Source organism: Rothia sp. LK2492 (assembly GCF_040946345.1).
Lineage (GTDB): Bacteria > Actinomycetota > Actinomycetes > Actinomycetales > Micrococcaceae > Rothia > Rothia endophytica.
Window position 1 is genome coordinate 20,545 of record NZ_JAYWLX010000005.1, and the last position, 18,826, is coordinate 39,370.

Annotated in this window: 16 protein-coding genes; 7 read left to right on the top strand and 9 right to left on the bottom strand. The window is 52.9% G+C overall.

All coding sequences use genetic code 11. The annotated features are described in order from the left end of the window. Positions 1–663: 663 nt before the first annotated feature. The 3 genes from VVR27_RS07155 to VVR27_RS07165 all read right to left on the bottom strand — a co-directional run bounded on the left by VVR27_RS07155 (position 664) and on the right by VVR27_RS07165 (position 4,950). The gene (locus tag VVR27_RS07155) at positions 664–1,665 is read right to left on the bottom strand and encodes an Abi family protein (protein WP_368547731.1); all 1,002 of its coding nucleotides are present in this window, start codon (positions 1,663–1,665) and stop codon (positions 664–666) included. A 138-nt stretch (positions 1,666–1,803) separates the two neighbouring features. Then, positions 1,804–4,554, bottom strand: coding sequence for a type I restriction endonuclease subunit R (locus VVR27_RS07160; protein ID WP_368547847.1), 2,751 nt, complete (start codon positions 4,552–4,554; stop codon positions 1,804–1,806). 129 nt (positions 4,555–4,683) lie between these two features. Beyond that, complete coding sequence (locus tag VVR27_RS07165) at positions 4,684–4,950, bottom strand: hypothetical protein (RefSeq protein WP_368547732.1); 267 nt, start codon at positions 4,948–4,950, stop codon at positions 4,684–4,686. A gap of 263 nt (positions 4,951–5,213) precedes the next feature. Here VVR27_RS07165 and VVR27_RS07170 point away from each other — a divergent pair, with 263 nt between their 5' ends. Further along, positions 5,214–5,405: a hypothetical protein gene (locus VVR27_RS07170; protein WP_368547733.1), complete on the top strand. Its 192-nt coding sequence runs from the start codon at positions 5,214–5,216 to the stop codon at positions 5,403–5,405. Positions 5,406–5,467: 62 nt separating this feature from the next. Here the strand turns inward: VVR27_RS07170 and VVR27_RS07175 are convergent, their stop codons facing one another. The 4 genes from VVR27_RS07175 to VVR27_RS07190 all read right to left on the bottom strand — a co-directional run bounded on the left by VVR27_RS07175 (position 5,468) and on the right by VVR27_RS07190 (position 10,659). Beyond that, positions 5,468–6,028, bottom strand: coding sequence for a hypothetical protein (locus tag VVR27_RS07175; RefSeq protein WP_368547734.1), 561 nt, complete (start codon positions 6,026–6,028; stop codon positions 5,468–5,470). Positions 6,029–6,134: 106 nt separating this feature from the next. Continuing rightward, positions 6,135–7,448, bottom strand: coding sequence for a hypothetical protein (locus VVR27_RS07180; protein ID WP_368547735.1), 1,314 nt, complete (start codon positions 7,446–7,448; stop codon positions 6,135–6,137). Positions 7,449–7,483: 35 nt separating this feature from the next. Then, positions 7,484–8,668 carry a restriction endonuclease subunit S gene (locus VVR27_RS07185; RefSeq protein ID WP_368547736.1) on the bottom strand — a complete coding sequence of 395 codons (1,185 nt, stop codon included), beginning with the start codon at positions 8,666–8,668 and terminating at the stop codon, positions 7,484–7,486. Continuing rightward, on the bottom strand, positions 8,668–10,659 hold the full coding sequence (locus VVR27_RS07190) for an N-6 DNA methylase (protein WP_368547737.1): 1,992 nt from the start codon (positions 10,657–10,659) through the stop codon (positions 8,668–8,670). The genes VVR27_RS07185 and VVR27_RS07190 overlap by 1 nt, the downstream gene beginning before the upstream one ends. Before the next feature lie 222 nt (positions 10,660–10,881). Here VVR27_RS07190 and VVR27_RS07195 point away from each other — a divergent pair, with 222 nt between their 5' ends. After that, complete coding sequence (locus VVR27_RS07195; protein ID WP_368547738.1) at positions 10,882–11,736, top strand: PhzF family phenazine biosynthesis protein; 855 nt, start codon at positions 10,882–10,884, stop codon at positions 11,734–11,736. A gap of 174 nt (positions 11,737–11,910) precedes the next feature. On the opposite strand, the gene VVR27_RS07200 is transcribed toward VVR27_RS07195, so the two are convergent. After that, positions 11,911–12,549, bottom strand: coding sequence for a TIGR03085 family metal-binding protein (locus tag VVR27_RS07200; protein WP_368547739.1), 639 nt, complete (start codon positions 12,547–12,549; stop codon positions 11,911–11,913). Between the two features lie 151 nt (positions 12,550–12,700). On the opposite strand from VVR27_RS07200, the gene VVR27_RS07205 reads away from it, so the two are divergent. From VVR27_RS07205 to VVR27_RS07220, 4 genes are all read left to right on the top strand, one after another. Further along, positions 12,701–13,471, top strand: coding sequence for a lytic murein transglycosylase (locus VVR27_RS07205; RefSeq protein ID WP_368547740.1), 771 nt, complete (start codon positions 12,701–12,703; stop codon positions 13,469–13,471). Between the two features lie 72 nt (positions 13,472–13,543). Beyond that, positions 13,544–13,936 carry a phosphoribosyl-AMP cyclohydrolase gene (gene hisI / locus VVR27_RS07210; protein ID WP_345445533.1) on the top strand — a complete coding sequence of 131 codons (393 nt, stop codon included), beginning with the start codon at positions 13,544–13,546 and terminating at the stop codon, positions 13,934–13,936. A gap of 108 nt (positions 13,937–14,044) precedes the next feature. Then, positions 14,045–15,613: an anthranilate synthase component I gene (locus tag VVR27_RS07215; RefSeq protein WP_368547848.1), complete on the top strand. Its 1,569-nt coding sequence runs from the start codon at positions 14,045–14,047 to the stop codon at positions 15,611–15,613. Continuing rightward, the gene (locus VVR27_RS07220) at positions 15,614–16,255 is read left to right on the top strand and encodes a Trp biosynthesis-associated membrane protein (RefSeq protein WP_368547741.1); all 642 of its coding nucleotides are present in this window, start codon (positions 15,614–15,616) and stop codon (positions 16,253–16,255) included. Between the two features lie 14 nt (positions 16,256–16,269). Here VVR27_RS07220 and hutC read toward each other — a convergent pair whose 3' ends face one another. Then, positions 16,270–17,016 (bottom strand): histidine utilization repressor, encoded by a 747-nt coding sequence (hutC, locus tag VVR27_RS07225; protein WP_368547742.1) that lies wholly within the window; start codon positions 17,014–17,016, stop codon positions 16,270–16,272. Between the two features lie 144 nt (positions 17,017–17,160). Between hutC and hutU the strand changes: the two genes are divergently transcribed. Continuing rightward, a complete protein-coding gene (gene hutU / locus VVR27_RS07230; RefSeq protein WP_368547743.1) occupies positions 17,161–18,825 on the top strand; it encodes a urocanate hydratase in 1,665 nt (554 codons plus the stop codon). Position 18,826: the final 1 nt, after the last annotated feature.

Below are 18,826 nucleotides of genomic sequence, written 5' to 3' on the forward strand. Positions count from 1 at the left end.
GCTCACGCTGGATGGAGCCCAGCAGATTCCGAGCGCGCGAGGAAATAAATCTGCGGGCGGAATAGGCGCAAGCCTGACCCTCACGCCCCGCCTGACGGCGGATTTCGTTCGCTCTAGTGTGCTCGCGCGCTCGCACTCGCTCACTTCATCGAGCCAGCAGCTTCGCTGTGAGCCAGGCTTGCCTTACCTCTCCCAGCGGAATTTCGAAAATAAAACCTACAGGGCTTTAGTGTTTCTCTGCAGCTAGACGGCTAAATGCCTTTTCGAGGTCTTTAATGGGCAGGCTGTTGTGCAGAGACTTTGCCTGTAGAGCATAGAGACTCCGTTTTGCGTCTGTTAGCCCATCTGTGCCACGCGTATGTTCGGTGTGTGAGCGACGAGTTGTAGTTTTGCCACTGGTCTTCAGTACCTTTTTAGCTTTTCTTACTGCTCTATACATCGCAGAACTCACAGCGCTAATAGTCATTTCCTACCCTCCTATCCTAGAAATGATATATTTCTTCACTGACGTTCAGCCTATCGCTCCTATTCTTTTCTGTGATGAGGAAGGGGAGAACACCACAGCCGTTAGCCTTATTCTGGATTCTCAGAAAATACGAATCTAGTGGCTCAGCTCCTCCACCTTCTCGCCCCGAAGCAGTTCGTGCAGGTCCATGTGGAATATTAGTTATTCCAGATTTCTAATTCTTGCCAGTTGCTAGGAAAACCCATGTTCCGTTTGGCAGTAATAAGCGGTTCAGATAGTTCTTTCAGATATATTTGGGGTAGCTTTTTAATCTGGGTTTTGAACGTGTTGTGCCAATTGGTTCCAGACTCATGGCATCTAAGCATGTGGGCAAGTAAGACACACGGCATGTAAACTTTGTCGGCTGGGAGTGTCTTATCAATATGTTGTAGATATTTTTTGAAGTAAGAGTTCGGAGGAACAGATACATTTCTCTTCATGCTCTTATTGAAAACTCTTGCGCCATGAGCGCAGTCGTTCCTTAAGTCCATGATTGAAAGTAGCCATGAGCCAAACTTGGTGCCTTGTCGAACCCCGAACTTTCTTGCCACATCATTTTGGTCTTCTACCTTCATCAAAAGATAAAAGTGAATGAGGGTTCCAAAGGACACAATTTCTAGTGCTGCCCACACTGGAATTTCTGTCTTGTAGACAAGAGTATGGTGTGCTATGAAATCGTCATTATTTTTGGATTTTTTAGCGCTCTCGTACTGAGCTTTCCAAGCCTCAAACTTGGATGTTTCATTTTGGGAAGAAGTAAGTTCACAGCATTTAGTGGAATCTAAGCATGAAATCTCAAGATGCCCTTTGGGATTTTTCTGTGCGATCACATGCGCGATAGCAGTTCTTAGTCTTACCTCTAAGTCAAAGATGCCAGTCAAGATGACGGCCCGGAGCTTGGTATCAAAATCAGCAAGCGCGATAGAGTCTTCGAATCTTGAGCCAGCTTCAAACTCATCATGGCGGAACTCTCTGCGTCTAATGAGCTCATCTGTGAGGGGCTCTCGAAGTTTTCTAAAGGGATACCTGTAGCCACTCGTGCGGTGATAGCCGAGTCTTCTGAGCTCTGCTTCAGCTTTAGTCTTATCGTTGATGTGCATTCCCAGTTGCTCAAGTCTGTCGATGAGATCTGGGTGGTCTAGGAAGCCTTTTTCAGCCATAAGTACCTACTTAAAATGAAAACCGCCACATGATACATGCAGAACTTTGGGGTTCCATGTAACAGAGGTGGGCGGTGTCTGATACCTTCACCATATCACATGAAATGTTCCATTGTCTCTCAAGAGTAACTTACAGATTTAGTGGCTCATCTCCTCCACCTTCTCGCCCCGCAGCAGCTCGTACAGGCCCATGTCGAGCATGAACTCCACGAACTGCTCCGCCGGCAGCTTGCGCACGTGGTCAATCAGGTCAGCGGTATCTGAGCTGTAGTCCCAGAGCTTATTGGCCAGGCCGGAGCGCACATTCTTGGAGTGGTAGAAGTCCACCTTAGTGTTGGCCATGGCGCTTTGCTTGAGCCCGGCGTCCTTGGCCGCCTCAGCCACGAAGGTCGTAGCAAAGCCCACCTGGTGCTCGTCACTCAAATCAAGGCCGTGGAAGTACTTATTAATCTTCTCAATCAGCTCAGAGCGGGCTTTGCGCTCGCGCTCCTGAATGCTGGCGAGGCCGGCCTCCGTCATGCCCTGCAACCCAGCTGCCTGCGAGGACGAGAGTTTCAAGTCTTCCTCTTCACGTAGCTTTTCGAGGCGGTAGTGGGTGAGCACGATGTCGTCCACGTTCACTACCTCGGGTGACACCTCATCGAGGGTGAAGCGGCGCAGCTTGCGCCCAAGCAGGTCAGCGAAGGCAGAGAGTTTCTCGTAGTAGGGGTCGCCGAAGTTGAAAATTTGCGAGAAGAAGGCGTAGGACTTCACGTACTGGGCCAGGGTTGAGCGGAACTCCAGCAGTACCTCAAGGGCGGCTCGGTCAGCAGAACCATCAACCCCTTCCTGCGCTGCCCGCCAGCGCGTCACAAACCGCTGCACGGGTATGGAGATGAGGGAGTCAAAGGACGCCTGCCGGGCACCGGGGGCAACCCACTTCTCCCAGAACTGTTCCACATCTGTCCGGTTGTAGATAACGGCCGCGTCGAGCTTGTCGACCTGTTTGGCAACCAGGTCGAGGTCTGATTCGGTCTCGATGCGGGCGTCCTCGTAGTACTCGGCGAAGGCGGCGCGTATCTGTTCGGGGTCGTTGACGAAGTCCAGAATGTAGGTGTTCTCTTTGCCGTCAGCGCGGCGGTTGAGGCGGGAGAGGGTCTGCACGGCGGTGATGCCCGAGAGTTCCTTATCCACGTACATGGCAACTAGAAGGGGCTGGTCAAAGCCGGTCTGGTACTTGTTGGCCACGATTAGGATATGCTGGCCGTCCTGGTTGAAGACCTCAGCCAGGTTCCTGCCTTTGAGGTCAGGGTTCATGGACGCCTCAGTCACGGTGGGTGTATCAACCCCGGGCAGAACCTCAAGATCGGGGTCGGGCAGTTCACCGGAGAAAGCAACCAGGGTCTTGAGGGGCAAACCCTTCTCTGCGATAGCTTTTTCAAAAGCCCGCTGGTAGCGCACGGCAGCAGCGCGCGAGGACGTCACCACCATGGCTTTGGCTTTACCGCCGAGTTCCTGCTTGACTCGGCCCTCAAAGTGCTCAAGAATCACCGCTACCTTGGAGGCAACGTTGGTGGGGTGCAGCTCCACAAAGTTGATGAGGCTCTTGGTGCCCTTGCGGATGTCGATTTCTTCGTCTGCACCGCTGTCCTCGTTTTTCTGGGCGATTTTGGCTGCCATCTGGTAGGTGGTGTAGTTCTTGAGCACGTCAAGAATGAAGCCTTCTTCAATGGCTTGCTTCATGGGGTAGAGGTCGAAGGGCTGGTGAGGGCCGGTGCCGTCGGCCCGTCGCCCAAAGACCTCAAGGGTCTTTGCCTTGGGCGTTGCGGTGAAGGCAAAGAAGGACACCTGGTGGCCCTCACCGACCACACGCTGGGCCATCTTGGTCAGGGCCACCTGGTCAGCTTCGGGGTCTGATTCTTCGATACCGGCGTCAATCTCGGTGTTGAGCATTTCCTTGATGGAGTCGGTTGCCTTACCCGACTGGGAGGAGTGGGCTTCGTCGGCAATAATCGCAAAGTGCTTACCGGCGAGCTGGCCGCCCTCCTTCGTCATTTCTGCCAGGGCGAAGGGGAAGGTTTGTAGGGTCACGCCGATGATGGGGACGCCGGTGGTTAGCGCTTCGACGAGCTGCTTAGATTTGGAGTCGCCGCTGCCGCGCGTAATGGGCTGGAAGGTACCGGCGGTGGTGACGAGCTGGTCGATGGCGTCCTGGAGCTGCTGGTCGAGCACCTGCCGGTCGGCGATGACGATGACGGAGTCGAAGACGCGCTCGCCGTCTGGGGTGTGCAGGTTGGAGAGCCGGTGGGCCGTCCAGGCGATGGAGTCGGTTTTACCGGAGCCTGCTGAGTGTTGCACCAGGTATTTGTGCCCTGCGCCTTCGGTTCGGGCTGCTTGGACGAGTTTGGTGACGGCTCGCCACTGGTGGTAGCGGGGGAATCTGATGTGGCTGAGTGAGGTGGTTTTGCCGGTGAGGGGGTCGGTGATTTTTTGGTGGTTGGTGTAGATGAATTTGGTGAGGATGGTGATCCAGGTGTTGGGGTCGAGGATTTCTTCCCAGAAGTAGCTGGTGGCTAGTTTGCCGTTGATGATGGGGTTGCCTGCGCCGCCGTTGGCGCCGCGGTTGAAGGGGAGGAAGCTGGTTGCTTTTCCTGCCAGTTTGGTGGTCATGGCGATTTCGTCTTGGGAGAGGGCGAAGTGGACGAGGGCGCCGCGGTTTTCTTGGAGCAAGGGTGAGGTGGTGGGGTTGCGGTCGGTGCGGTATTGGTTGATGGCGTCTTGCAGGGTTTGGGTGTATTCGCTTTTGAGTTCGATGGTGGCTATGGGTAGGCCGTTGATGAAGAGCACGAGGTCGAGGCGGGCGGTTTCGTCTGTTGGGTTGTAGCGGACTTCTTCGACGACGCGCAGGATGTTCTTGTGGTAGAGGGCGGTGAGTTCGGGGTAGCGGTTGTCTTGGGGTCGGTAGGCGAGTAGGTGGAAGGGGCGGCGTGCGCCGGGTACGCTGAAGCCTTTGCGTAGGACGTTGAGGGTTCCGCCGCCTTATTCTTCTGGGGCTGCGAGTTTGGTGACGAGCCGGTCGAGCAGGCGGTTTTCTTGGGCTTGTCGCGCGGTAGGGTTTGTGCCGGGTTTGATGAGGGTGGAGTAGTTTTTGGGGTCGCTGGTTTGTAGCCAGGTGAGGACGTCGGCGGGGTAGAGGGCACGACGGGCGTCATAGCCTGCGGAGTTGGGGGAGTGCACCCACCCGTGAGCGGCCAGGTGGGCGCAGATGTCTTGCTGGAGAGGACGTTCGAGGTGCGTACTGGGCATGGGCGGGGTTCCTGATCTGAGGAGCTGAGCAACAAACTATGCAAAAACTAACTGTTCTTAGTTTAGGAGCAACCCAGGGAATCAGGAATTTATTAAGTCGTGAATTAGCCAAAGAGATAAATTTTGTACATGTATACTTAAACAACTTGTACATTCAATGTACAAAATTTTGGTTTACAAATTTACAAGTTAACCGATTAGGATGATGGTGCGCAACCTCTGTAGGTTCTTTTGAAGCCGGTGCCCCCCGATGGAAGAATTAGTTGGGCGAATTCGCCCTGTTGGATAAAGAGAGTCTTGAAAAAATTTTATGGCTTGGTACGCCAAGTTTTTCACAGAATTTAAGTAAACCTATACTAGATAAGACAGGCGTACACCGAGTGAAACGCGGTTCTACTCAATTTCATATGGCTGCAGAAAAATTTGCAGAAAGTATCCTAGTAAAGTTAAATTAAATAATTTCAGTAATATTTACTAAAATTTAATTTTCGGATTAAAGATTATATTTATTTTAAGACTAATTTGGATCATTAACATAACAGTTCAAGCCATCCTCGGGTTTAGTATTTTTACGACGTAGTTCAACCACTGCTTGAGCCATTTTGGCAGGTATTTCATACCGCTGGGGCATCTGAATTGGGATAATAGCGACCAGAACAATAAAAGAAAGCCATAATATGATAACTGCAAAAATATATTCTCCGTACCCTGTTGTTGCTAGATTAAAAGCGAACACAAAACAAGCTAGAGTAAAAGTAAATAAAGCAAAGATAGCTGTTGCTATAATTTTACCATGTCCCGCATTTTCTGTGTCATAAACTAAATTAGCTTGAATAAATTCTTCTGGAGATAACCTGTCATCTAGATGATAAGACCTTAATACAACCGAGGTTTTATATATTGCAGTAGCATTTGCTGAAGGTATATCTATCGAATTGTTCTCAAATTCAAACCTAACTTTCCCGCCATCAGAGGGACAGGGATAACTGCTAATAAATTTCCCATATTCATTAAGTTTAGGTTTGCTTTCAAGATTCGGTGGTTCTGAATTGTCGTGAGCAGTATATTTTCTTTCCAATCAATGATAGTGATTGGTTTAAAAATTCTGAAATTTTCATTTTATCCAATAGTTTTTCTAGACTGTTTTAGCAAATATATTTCTTACTAATAAATTTAACTTTATATTATAGAGAGTTTACATATTTAATTAATTCTCTAGTGTAGTCTACGGAAATATGAATTCCTTGAGATTGGGCTAAGAATCTTCGGAAATTTTCAAGTTCAGTTAATCGATGCTTATTATTAAAACCCAGTTTTGATTCAACCTTAGTAGGGTTTTCTGACCATTCCATAAAAATATCTATAAGTTCAAAATTTCCAATAAACTCTGTGACTAAGAATCTATCTATAGATTTAGCTGTGCTGTCGATGATTGATAGGTATTTAATTATTCGTTTATGTGAGATATCTGGGTAGTCTTTATATTTATATTCATGATTCATCGCTTCCTCTATCAACTGGAGAGGGGTTTGAGATCTATTTCCGTCTTGTGCAAATTCATGTGCTATTCTGTTGCGCAATATTCTTATTTTTTCAAGTTCATTAATATTATTTTTAAAGCCCTCTGGAATATCTTTAAAAATTTTTTTAAAATTGGATGCTCTTCTGTACCAGGTACCTTTAACTAATGATTCAAAGTTTGGTGCGACCATAGCCACTGACCGTTTAGTGAGTATGGTTCCGTCAATTGCTTTTGGAAATCCAGGAGTGAGTGTTGGATCGGCTCTAAAAGCTAGCATTGAAATATTTAAAATGTACCGTTCCAGTGATGAACACATAAGCATCACAGATAAAAGCATTCTCCATCTATTTTCTAATTTGAGTTGGCTTTTAAATCGAGAAAATTTAATTGTTGTATGCCGCTTTTCAACATCTTCTTTTACTTTAAATTTTTGATTGATATATTCTTCGTCTAATTCATCTTTAATTGTAAAACGCATCCAGTTGTTAGAGAAACGACCTGTCCAATAGTATTCATCAGTTTGTTCGTGGTTTCGATAAAACCTTCTTAACGGTAATGATTTATTCCCGCGGGGGATATCGCGACTAAAATATCGCTCCTCGGTGTATTTTCTTAAAATAGGTAGCTTCAGGTTTCTGTTTGCGGATAGGCACAATTCTAAGTGGGCAGCACCTGATGCTGGGGTTGATGACCGTGGATGTCCAGACACATTGCCAATTAGCCATTTTTTTACTAATTTTTTCTCTTCAATTGAAAGTGTTGAGTCATCGAGCTGAATAAATTTATTATCTTTCTTGTCTTTGATTATTTCGTTATTTTTTATCATGCTTCCAGCAGCTTCTAGTGTTGCTCCAACTCTTATCCAGTCAATATCATCGGTATCGTGTTGTTTTGAAAAGTTTAGATTGTAATGGTTGATGTCTACGAACCAATAATTTTCTTTGCTTGAAATAGGGTAGTTAGTATTATTTTCCATTGCTAGTATCCTTCGAGTATTTAGAAAGTTGTGGATTAAAAAATTTGTTCAATCTTTGATTTTCTTATTTCATCAAGAATTTCTGTCGATTGTGATATATTTTTAAAAAGTTCTGTAAAATACTTTGATTTATTTATTATAATATTTGATAGGTGCTTCTGTGAATCAAAGTTGATGTTGGGGATTCTGGTGAGCGCTAGCTTTTCAGCCGTTAAGTGGGGAATTGTTGACTGGTTAGTCAGGCTGTTTTGGTCTCCGAACAATAGCTGCGTACGCAAAGATAAGCTAATGAAGTTTGGGTCAGCCATCTTTTTATTTACTTGAACACGATTTATCGAGTTCTGGAAACCCCAACCTGGCAAATCTTCAGTCAAAATAGCACTTCTACCAAAACCAGCACCACCTTCAAATATCAGAACATCACCCTTTTTCAAATCCAAGTAAGATAACTCGTTAGAAGAAAACCACATCTTCTTATAGTCAGACTGATAAGTGAAAACACCGCCAGGCTGGATATTGGCTGCTCTGATATAGGGTGCTAACTCCATGCCACCTTTATCTGAAGGTGTAATCATCTTGCCTAATGTGATGTCAGCAAAGCGCTTTAATGGAACTGTTTCAACACCTTCAGGGTGTGTTAGACTGCGAATCTCAGCATTAAACTTTTCAGTAGCCAACTCGAGTAAGTGCTGTTGATCAGCTATGAAATCATCAACCTCTGCCAGCTCGCGGTCAAGCTTATCTGCGATACGTTTTTGTTCCTCAAAACTCCGCACAGGGATAGGAACTCTTTCCAACTTTTCAGCAGTCAGATGACTAATCGTTGCTTGATCCGTAATGGATTCAAAATATCCTGATTGCTCTAAGAACACTAAAGCGTAGTTAATATACCTACCATCGTTACCCGATAACGGCCTTACTCGATTTACATAATTTTGGAAATGGATTCCAGGCAAGTCTTCCTTAATGTAGGCGCTTCTGCCTATAGATCCACCCTCAACTACGACTACATCATTTTTACGAAGGTCAAGATGAGATTGCTCTTTTGCGGAAAAGGGCATCTCCTGAAGATTTCCCAAATCTAGTCCTGAAGTCGTAATCGAAGAGGCCTTCAAATATGGCTTCATTTCTTGGTCAATCTGAATGCTTTCAGCAGGCTGTAGCATTTTTCCAAGAGTTACTTCTGCGAGGTATTTGAGTTGAGCGGTTTTTGCTGCCATTATCCAAGCACCTCTTCCAGCCTATTTTTGATTCGGCCCAGCACCTCGTTGAGGTCGCGGTCAATCTCCTCCAGGGAGCGCGGTGGTACGTACTCGTAGAAGTGGCGGGTAAAAGGAATCTCCGCGCCCTCCTTAGTCTTAGACTCATCAATCCAAGCGTCAGGCACAAAAGGCTTGACCTCGCGTTCCAGGTACTCGTGAATATCCTCGCCCCAGGGAACATTCTCAGTATCACGCAGGGCAGTATCAGCCACCGGCTTCTTAGCCTTCGTTACAATCTCGGCGGATTCATCGCGCTCAGCCAACTCATCCACCAACTTAGCCAAAGCTGCAGGCTTCACCAGGGCGCCGGCGTCCGCAAACACCTGCAACAGCTCAGCCTTAACACCAGCTTGGTCACCTCCAACGGCACCCGCCTTGCTCTCAACCAAAGAAGCAAGAGAAGCCCGCACAGCGGCGTCCTCACCCTCAGCCAACTTGAGCTTGCCAAACTCCTTAGAAGCCAACAACCTCTCAACCCGCTCAGCAGTAAAACCCCAATTCAACCGCAAAGGGCGCTCCACTGTAATCGTGCGGTACATAAACTCCTCACGATCAAAAACCTTAGAACGCTTATCATCCGCAGCATCAAAAGCAGCATACAAGCGGGTAATCTCAGCAATCTGCTCCTCACTCAACCGCTTACGCTTAGACCCCACCGACTTACGCATCTTCTCAAACATATTCGTCGCATCAATCAGCTGAACCCTACCCCTACGCTCAGCCTTCTTCTGCTTATTCAACACCCAAATATAGGTAGAAATACCGGTGTTATAGAACATGTCAGTGGGCAGGCCAATAATTGCCTCAAGGTAGTCCTGGTCCAAAACCCACTTACGAATATTGGACTCACCAGAACCCGCGCCACCCGTAAAGAGGGGAGAACCATTCAACACAATGGCCCCGCGTCCGCCCACCTGGGCAACACCATTGCTAGCAACCGTCGGCTCGTTGAGCTTAGAAATCAGGTGCTGCAAGAAGAGCAGCGAGCCGTCAGATACCCGGGACAGACCAGCACCAAACCGGCCCGTAAAACCCTGGTTCTTATGCTCAGCCTCAACCACAGCCTTAGCGCCCTTCCAGTCCACGCCAAAGGGCGGGTTGCTCAGCCCGTAATGGAAGGTGCGGTTCTCAAAAGCCGGGTCAGTCAGGGTATTACCCAGGGCGATGTTATCGACGTCCTGGCCCTTGACCACCATGTCCGCCTTACAAATCGCATAGGACTCGGGGTTGAGCTCCTGGCCCAGCAGGCTCACATCGGCTGTGGGGTTGAGCTGGTGAATCTTATCGTCAGCCACCGACAGCATACCGCCGGTGCCAGCGGTGGGATCATAGACCGACCGGGCAATATAATCAGTGCGCAAATCTTCATCATCAACTAGCAACAGGTTAACCATCAGCTCAATGACCTCGCGCGGGGTGAAGTGCTCACCGGCAGTCTCATTCGAAGCCTCAGCGAACTTGCGAATGAGCTCTTCGAAGATGTTGCCCATCTGCTCATTGCTCACATTCTCTGGGTGCAGGTTCACCCGCGAGAAATGCTGAATCACCTGATAGAGCAGGTTCTGGGCAGCCAGGTCTGCGATAGTGTCTTCAAACTTATACTTCTCAAAAATATCGCGCACGTTCTCACTGAACTGGTTAATGTAAGAACGCAGGTTCTGCTCAAGAGTGTCGGGGTCATTAGCCACGGTCTTGAGGTTGTGCTGGGAGAGATTATAGAAACTGTAATCGTGCCCCGCCCGGGCAGAGAGCATCGCCGGAGAGATCGTATCGAGCACATAGTCCATTGTCGCCTCAAGAACAGCCTGCTTGGTCGGCTCAAGCACTGCATCGAGGCGCGCCAACACCGTGAAAGGCAAAATAATCTGACCGTACTGATGCTGCTTATAGGTACCGCGCAACACATCAGCCACATTCCAAATGAACTGAGAATAGTTCAAAAAAGACACACAAGCCCCTCAACATTGGCAAACTAATGGCTCAGCATAAAAGCCCTAGCCACCAGGCAGAGCTTTTACCCCGATGAAAACTAATCATACTCAAGGGGAAAGCTGGGAAGTTGAAGTGCAGTTCTTGTGTCTCACCTGCTCACCAGCGCTGGGAGGTGAGCTAGCCAGCCGCCCGGTAGGGTAGAAGTAAACCCCATAGAAGCGCAGGCGAAAGGACCACACATGAAAACCCGCCCCTTCACCCAGGTTGATGTATTCGGCTCGGCACCTCTGAAAGGCAACCCCCTCGCCGTGGTACTCGACGGCAGCGGCCTCACCGACGAACACATGCAGGATTTTGCCCGCTGGACCAATCTCTCAGAAACCACCTTCATCACCCAACCGACTGATGCTCGGGCCGACTATGCCGTCCGCATCTTCACCCCCGGCGGCGAACTGCCCTTCGCCGGGCACCCCACCCTGGGCAGTGCCCACGCCTGGCTAGAAGCAGGTGGCCAGCCGCAGCGCCCCGACGTCATCGTGCAAGAATGCGCCGCAGGTTTCATCGACATCACCCGCAGCGGCCAAGAGCTCGCCTTCGCTGCCCCGGCAACCGTCCGCACCGGTGCCCTCGATGAGGCAACCCTGGCAGGCATCGCCACAGCCCTAGGGCTGGAGCGCAGCCAGATTCTCTCCCACCAGTGGGTCGACAACGGGCCCGGCTGGTCCGCCGTCGAAATCGCAGACCCCGACGGGCTGGTCGCCCTCACCCCGGACTTCGCCCGCGGCACAGACCTCAAACTCGGCGTCTTCGCCATGCACCCGGCAGGTTCAGACATCGCCTACGACATCCGCGCCTTCGTGCCCGGCATCGGTGTTTCTGAGGACCCGGTCACCGGCTCCCTCAACGCCTCCGTCGCCCAGTGGCTCGCCCGCGAGAACCGGGTTGCCGGAACCTACACCGTACGCCAGGGCACCTGCCTGCACCGCGACGGCAGACTCACCATCACAGTAGGGCAGGGCACCCCCACCGGATTACCCGACATTTGGGTTGGCGGAAGGACTCACACCCTCATCAGGGGAGAGGTTAGTCTTTAGGTCTTTACTCCATCTGTTGGCTTGTGCTGCCCCGCCAAGCCGGGGCGGGCGTCCGCTCATTGAAGGTAATCGAAAATGCCATCTGCGCGATAAAATAACGCGCAGATGGCAATTTCGATTACATTCAAAAACCCGTGGGCCACCACATGTATGACCGCCGCAGGAGAAAGGGCTTTAGCCCACCTCAACCCGGGCCACAGCCTCGCGCCCGAAGAGGTAGAGCACTAGTTCGCCCAGCTCGCCGGTCAGCACGGTTGCCACCCGGCCAGCAGGCGGGGCAACCACGGTATGAACAGCGGGGGAGTAGCCCGGCGCTTCCAACACCAGCCCGTCAGGGTACTTCTTCCCAGCCATCATGCGGGCCCGCGCCCGTAGCACCTGCCACATCTTCTCCTGCACGTCTTCGGCCAGGACGCGCGGGGCTAGCTCCTCGCCGTCAACGAGTGAGGCGCGGCGGACGTCCTCGGTATGCACAAAATACTCAATCAGGTTCATTGCCTCATCCAGGCCGGGCAAGTGCGAGCGCATGTGCAGGTAGCCCGGCAGGGCCTCGAAATCGCGCAGGGCCTTCTCGTAGCGGCTCTGGCCGGTCAGCTCATCGGCCAGCCGGTTGGTGGCGCGCTCGGTGCGGGCTCCTAGCGGGCCGCCCATGACCCCGGCTGCCAGGGTGGGCTTGGACTCGCGCAGCAGCAGGTGGGCTGCTAGGTGGCGGGTTTCCCAGCCCTCACAGAGAGTGATGGCGGACGGCCCGGCGTCGGCAAGAGCCTGCACGAGAGCGGATCGTTCGGAGGTAACAAGGGCTGAAGAGGTCATAGCTCCCAGTCTAAACCCGAAGATAGGCCCGGGAGCAGGAGCCGCAGGACTTGGGGCGCAGGTTACGACATGCAGGAAACATTCAGCTCTCACGCACCGGTTCTTGACCTGCGCCAGCTAGGCTCTTACCAGCCCCACCGTGAAAGGTTCTATGCCAGTTTCTACCAAAGCCCGCCTGAGCCCCCTGCTTGCCCTGGCTGCCCTTGCCGTCAGCGGCTGTTCGGCATCCTTCCAAGGAGCATCCCGGGAGGACCTGCCCACCACGCTGCCCGCCGCGCCTGAGCAGGTGCTGCCGGCGTCCGCGCAGGAAAGCCCCGCAGGGCAGACCCCCATCACTGAACTGGCTGATAGTTCCTGGCTTGATGCCACCGCTGAGGCAACCGATATTCCTCGCAGGGTTCTGGCAGCCTATGCGGGGGCGTCCTTGCGGGTCACTCAAACCTACCCCCAGTGCCAACTGGGCTGGAACACCATCGCGGGTCTTGGCGCTGTTGAAACCCTTCATGGCACCTACCAGGGGGCTAACACTGATGAATCAGGGCTTGTACGCCCCAAGATTTACGGCCCAGCGCTGGATGGCAGCCCTGGTCTCATGGCGATTGAAGATACCGATGACGGAGCACTGGATGGCGATAAAGAATGGGACAGGGCAGTGGGGCCTCTGCAGTTCATCCCCTCAACATGGGATTACATCGGCCAAGACGGCAACGGGGACGGGATTAAAGACCCCCACCACATCGATGATGCAGCGCTGGCTGCCGCAGTCTATCTATGCCAGGGGCAACGCGATGTAACTACCGATGAAGGGTGGCAGCGCGGAATACTCTCCTATAACCGCTCCATTGCCTATACCCACCACGTCGCTACCTACACAGAAGAGTATCGACAGGCAACCTTGTCTGAGTCCGAAGCCGCAGAGTAGAGGCAAGCCCAGATGCTGAGAAGCCCTATCACCACCAGCAGGCGCCCCGGCGTATCAGTTAGGATAGATGGGGTGAACACAGCACAGCAGAGCACCCCCGCAGATTCCCCGCTTGACCCGGCCCTTGCCGCCCAACTCAAGCGAGATGGTAACGGGCTTTTCGCAGCAATCATTCAGCAGTATGACACTAAAGATGTGCTCATGCTGGGTTGGATGAACGACGAGGCCCTGCGCAGAACCCTCACCGAAGGACGGGTCACTTTCTGGTCCCGATCCCGCCAGGAATACTGGCGCAAGGGGGACACCAGCGGGCATAGCCAGTACGTCAAAGACGTCAGCATCGACTGCGACGGTGATGCTCTGCTCATCCTGGTCGATCAGGTAGGTGCAGCCTGCCATACCGGTACAACCACCTGTTTTGAAGCCGGCGGCCACCTAGAAGCACAGGTAGGGGCACGCCCTTAGACCGGCATTCTAGCCGCCCAAAAAATTTCACGTTACGGGGCGCGTCCACCGCGTGCACTCGGCATCCACAAACCGCCTAGCCCAGCAATTTTGTCAGAGGTAGAGACCATGCAGGATCTTGGAATCATTGAACCAACTCTAGAAGAGTTCCGCGCGCTCGCCGCCACCCGTCGCGTTATACCGGTGCGGGTTAAGGTGCTGGCTGATGCAATAACTCCTATCGGGCTTTACCGTTCGCTGGTGTGCGCTGAGGGTGAGCCTGCCCCGGGCACCTTTCTGCTGGAATCAGCTAATGAGCAGAAGCAGTGGTCCCGCTATTCCTTTGTAGGGGTGGCTAGCCGATCTACGCTAAGCACAAAGGCAGGGGAGATTGTCTGGCAGGGGCTGACTCCCCAGGGAGCACCCACTCAGGGTGACCCGGTTGATGCCGTACGCCAAACCCTTGAGATGCTCCACACCGAGCCGTTCGATGGTCTTCCCCCGCTCACCAGCGGCATGGTGGGGTTTATGGGGTGGGACGTGGTTCGGCACTGGGAAAAACTGCCCGGGGGGCCCGCCAGCGACGTCAACCTGCCCGAGTTCGCCCTGAATATTGTCTCGGACATGGCGGTGCACGATAACTCGGACGGCACCGTCACGCTCATTGCCAACGCTATTAACTTCAACGGCACCGACGATAACGTGGATGCCGCCTACGCCGATGCCACCTCCCGCGTACTAGATATGCTCGATAAGGTGGCCCAGCCCGCTGGTGGCGCTGTTTCAACCTTGGTGGGCACCGCCACTGTAGAGGAAAAGGTAGCGGGTGTTAAGCACACTTGGGATGAGCAGGGTTTCTTGGACGCCATCGATAAGTCCAAGAAAAACATTCTTGATGGCGATGTCTTTCAGATCGTGATCTCCCGCCGCTTTGAAACAGAGAACTCTGCCAGCGCCCTCGACGTTTACCGTGTGCTGCGCCAGAGCAACCCTTCACCCTACATGTATCTCTTTAACTTTGAATCTACAGAAGATGGTCAGCCCTTTCAGATTGTTGGTTCATCACCTGAGGCTCTGGTGACTCTCAATGACGGCACCGCTACCACCCACCCCATCGCTGGGTCCCGCCCCCGCGGGGCTACCCGTGAGGCTGATATCGCTTTAGCTGAAGAGCTATTGGCTGATGAAAAGGAACGTTCCGAGCACCTCATGCTGATCGACCTGGCGCGTAATGACCTCTCCCGCATCGCGGTTCCGGGCAGTGTGGAGGTTACTCAATTTATGGAAATTGAGCGCTTTAGCCACATCATGCACATCTCCTCGGAGGTCAAGGCGCAGCTGGCTGAGGGAAGGAGCGCCTATGACGTTCTGCGCGTTGCCTTCCCTGCAGGCACCCTCTCTGGTGCGCCAAAGCCCCGCGCCATGCAACTGTTAGACGAATACGAAGTCAGTGCCCGCGGGATTTACGGCGGTGTGTGCGGCTACTTCGACTTCGCCGGCAACATGGATATGGCCATCGCTATCCGAACCGCCGTTCTTAAAGGTGGCAAGGGCTATGTTCAGGCGGGGGCAGGTATCGTCATGGATTCAGTCCCAGCAAGCGAGGCCCAAGAAACTGTGGATAAGGCTGCAGCGCCCCTGCGCGCTGTTATCACCGCATCCGGACTGGCACCCTTGCCAGCTGGGGAAGGTCAATAAATGAGCACCGCACCCGATCCTTCACAGAAGGTTACTGCCAGCGTCCGCAGTGATGTTGATAAGAAGCCTAATTTCTCTACCCCTGGGCGCGTCATGGGGGCCTCTTTGCTGGCCGCAGGTCTAGCTTTTGCCTCGACCCTGCCCATCTGGATTCGGGCTGAGGTGACCACCGTGCTTGAAACTACCACCCTTGAAATTTCTGGTGCGGACGCCGCCAGCGCGGTGAGTGCCCTAGCACTCGTAGCCCTCGCAGCGGCAATCGCTGTGCGCTTTACTGGGCCTAAGCTCAAGAAAATCGTGAGTGCTCTTATGGTGCTGGTGGGTTTAGGCATAGCTGTCTCAGCTGTGGGCGTTTACCGCAACCCTCAAGTGGCAGCTGCCACCGATGTAAGCGCTGCAACGGGGACCACCGCTGCCGCTAATTCTTATCTTGTGACCATCATGCCCTGGCTAGCTGTAGTCGGCGGTTTGCTGGTGATTGCCTGCGGCGTATGGGCGTTTTTTGCCTCATCGCATTGGGCTGTTGGCCGTAAGTATGACCGTGCAGCTGCCCGCGCCCAGCGGATTAGCACAGTGGATGAAGTAGACGATATCGACGCCTGGGATTCCCTGAGCGAAGGTCAAGACCCCACCGACCGCTAGACCTTAACGCAGCGCTAGATACCGAAGCTGCCTTCAAGTCGGCCACGACTACCCGGGTATAAGAGGGCCACCTGACTAATGACAGTGTCACCTGACCAGGTGGTACGCAGGAGCTTGAGGCAGGGCTCAGCGGGATCAATCTCTAACTCTTGAGCCTGCTGGGCGCTGGGCAGGACTGCCTCAACACTGTGAGTTCCGCGGGTTATCGGGTGGCAGTTGCCTAGAAAAACATTCGGTGTGGTGCTGGAGAAATCCTGGTCAAGGTAGTGGGGGGTTACCTCTGCGTTAACCAGGCGCTCTTCTCGTTGCAGGGGGACTCCGTTATCACAGTGAATCAAGACGCTGTGGAATACTCGACTACCCAGGGTTTCTTCAATAGGCCAGGGGGCTTGCACCGCTCTTATTTCTTCGAGGAGAATCACGCGGCTCTGGTGAAGGTGGCCTCTTTCAGTGATTTCATCGGCGATGTTTTTAACCTCAAAGAGCGCTGAAGCGCTCTTTTGTGGCGCCACGAAGGTGCCTACTCCCTGAGTACGATAGAGCAGCCCCTCAGCGGTGAGTTCCCGAATAGCGCGGTTAATGGTCATCCGCGAGAGGCCCAGAGCATGCGTCATTTCGTTTTCTGACGGGATGGGCTCGCCACTGGACCAGAAACCACTGGAAATACGATGCGTTAGGAGCTTTTTGAGGAGCTTGTAGGCGGGCAACGCTTCACCGCGGTAGTCGGTGAATTCTTGGCTCAAGTCGGTTATTTTTTCCATCCCCACCCCATTGACAAAATAGTTGTATATACAACATGATGGGTGTGACACCCCTCATGTTTCAACTGTATATCCCGGCTCAGATCGGTCAAAATCAGACCCAGACATGGTGAGGGCAGGCATATCGTGCACAAAGGAGTAGCCATGACCACCACCGGGCCCCGCCCCATTCACGCGCCCACCGGCAATGAACTCAACACCCTAGGATGGCAGCAAGAAGGCGCCCTGCGCATGCTGATGAACAACCTTGACCCCGCTAACGCCGAGCACCCCGATGAGCTGGTGGTCTACGGTGGAACAGGCAAGGCTGCCCGTAACTGGGAGTCGTTGGACGCCATTGTAAACACCCTCAAAACACTGAAAAATGATGAAACCCTACTGGTCCAGTCCGGTAAGCCCGTGGGTGTTTTCCGCACCCACGAATGGTCGCCCCGCGTCCTCTTAGCCAACTCAAACCTGGTGGGAGACTGGGCTAACTGGGAGCACTTCCGTGCACTAGAAGCTGAAGGTCTGATGATGTACGGGCAGATGACCGCGGGCTCCTGGATCTACATTGGAACCCAGGGAATTTTGCAGGGCACCTACGAAACCATTGGCGCCGTTGCCCGCAAGCGTTTTGGCGGTAGCCTGGCTGGCACCATCACCCTCACCGCTGGCCTAGGTGGCATGGGCGGCGCCCAGCCCCTAGCAGTCACCATGAACGAGGGCGTCGTCATTGCCATCGATGTCGATGAATCCCGCGTTGATCGCCGTATCGAACACCGCTACTTGGACGTCAAAGCTGATAACCTCGACCATGCTCTAGAACTAGCTATCGAAGCCCGCGACGCTAAGAAGCCACTCTCTATTGGCGTTGTGGGCAATGCGGCTGAAATCTTCCCTGAGCTTCTGCGTCGTAAAGCACCCGTCGATATCGTCACCGACCAGACCAGTGCCCATGACCCTCTGGCTTACCTGCCGGTAGAGGTCACTTTTGAGGATTGGAAGACTGAAGCACAGCGCGACCCGGAGCTTTTCACCAAAGAGGCACGTGTCTCTATGGCAGCTCAGGTCGAGGCCATGGTGGGGTTCATGGACGCAGGCGCTGAGGTCTTTGACTACGGCAACTCCATCCGCGATGAAGCTCGTAAGGCCGGTTATCAACGTGCCTTCGACTTCCCTGGGTTTGTACCTGCCTACATTCGCCCAATGTTCGAAGAAGGCCTGGGGCCCTTCCGCTGGGCTGCCCTATCCGGTGACCCCAAAGACATCGAGGCAACTGACCGGGCAATTTTGGAGCTTTTCCCCGAGAATGAGCACCTGGCGCGCTGGATTAAAATGGCCGGTGAGAAGGTTGAATTCCAGGGCCTGCCGGCGCGTATTTGCTGGCTGGGCTACGGCGAGCGCCACAAGGCCGGCCTGAAGTTCAATGAGATGGTGGCCAATGGTGAGCTGTCGGCTCCGATAGCTATTGGCCGTGATCATCTGGATTCCGGTTCGGTAGCTTCCCCCTACCGAGAGACTGAGGCCATGAAGGACGGATCTGATGCTGTGGCTGACTGGCCTCTTTTGAACGCGCTCCTCAACACGGCCTCCGGTGCCTCTTGGGTATCCCTGCATCATGGTGGTGGCGTTGGCATGGGCCGCTCTATTCACGCCGGTCAGGTTTGTATCGCTGACGGTACAGAATTGGCTGCGCAGAAGCTAGAGAGGGTGCTAACAAATGACCCGGGCATGGGCGTCATCCGCCATGTGGACGCGGGTTACGAGCACGCATCTAATGTTGCGGCTGAGCGCGGGGTGCGTATTCCCATGCAGGAGCAAGCGTAAC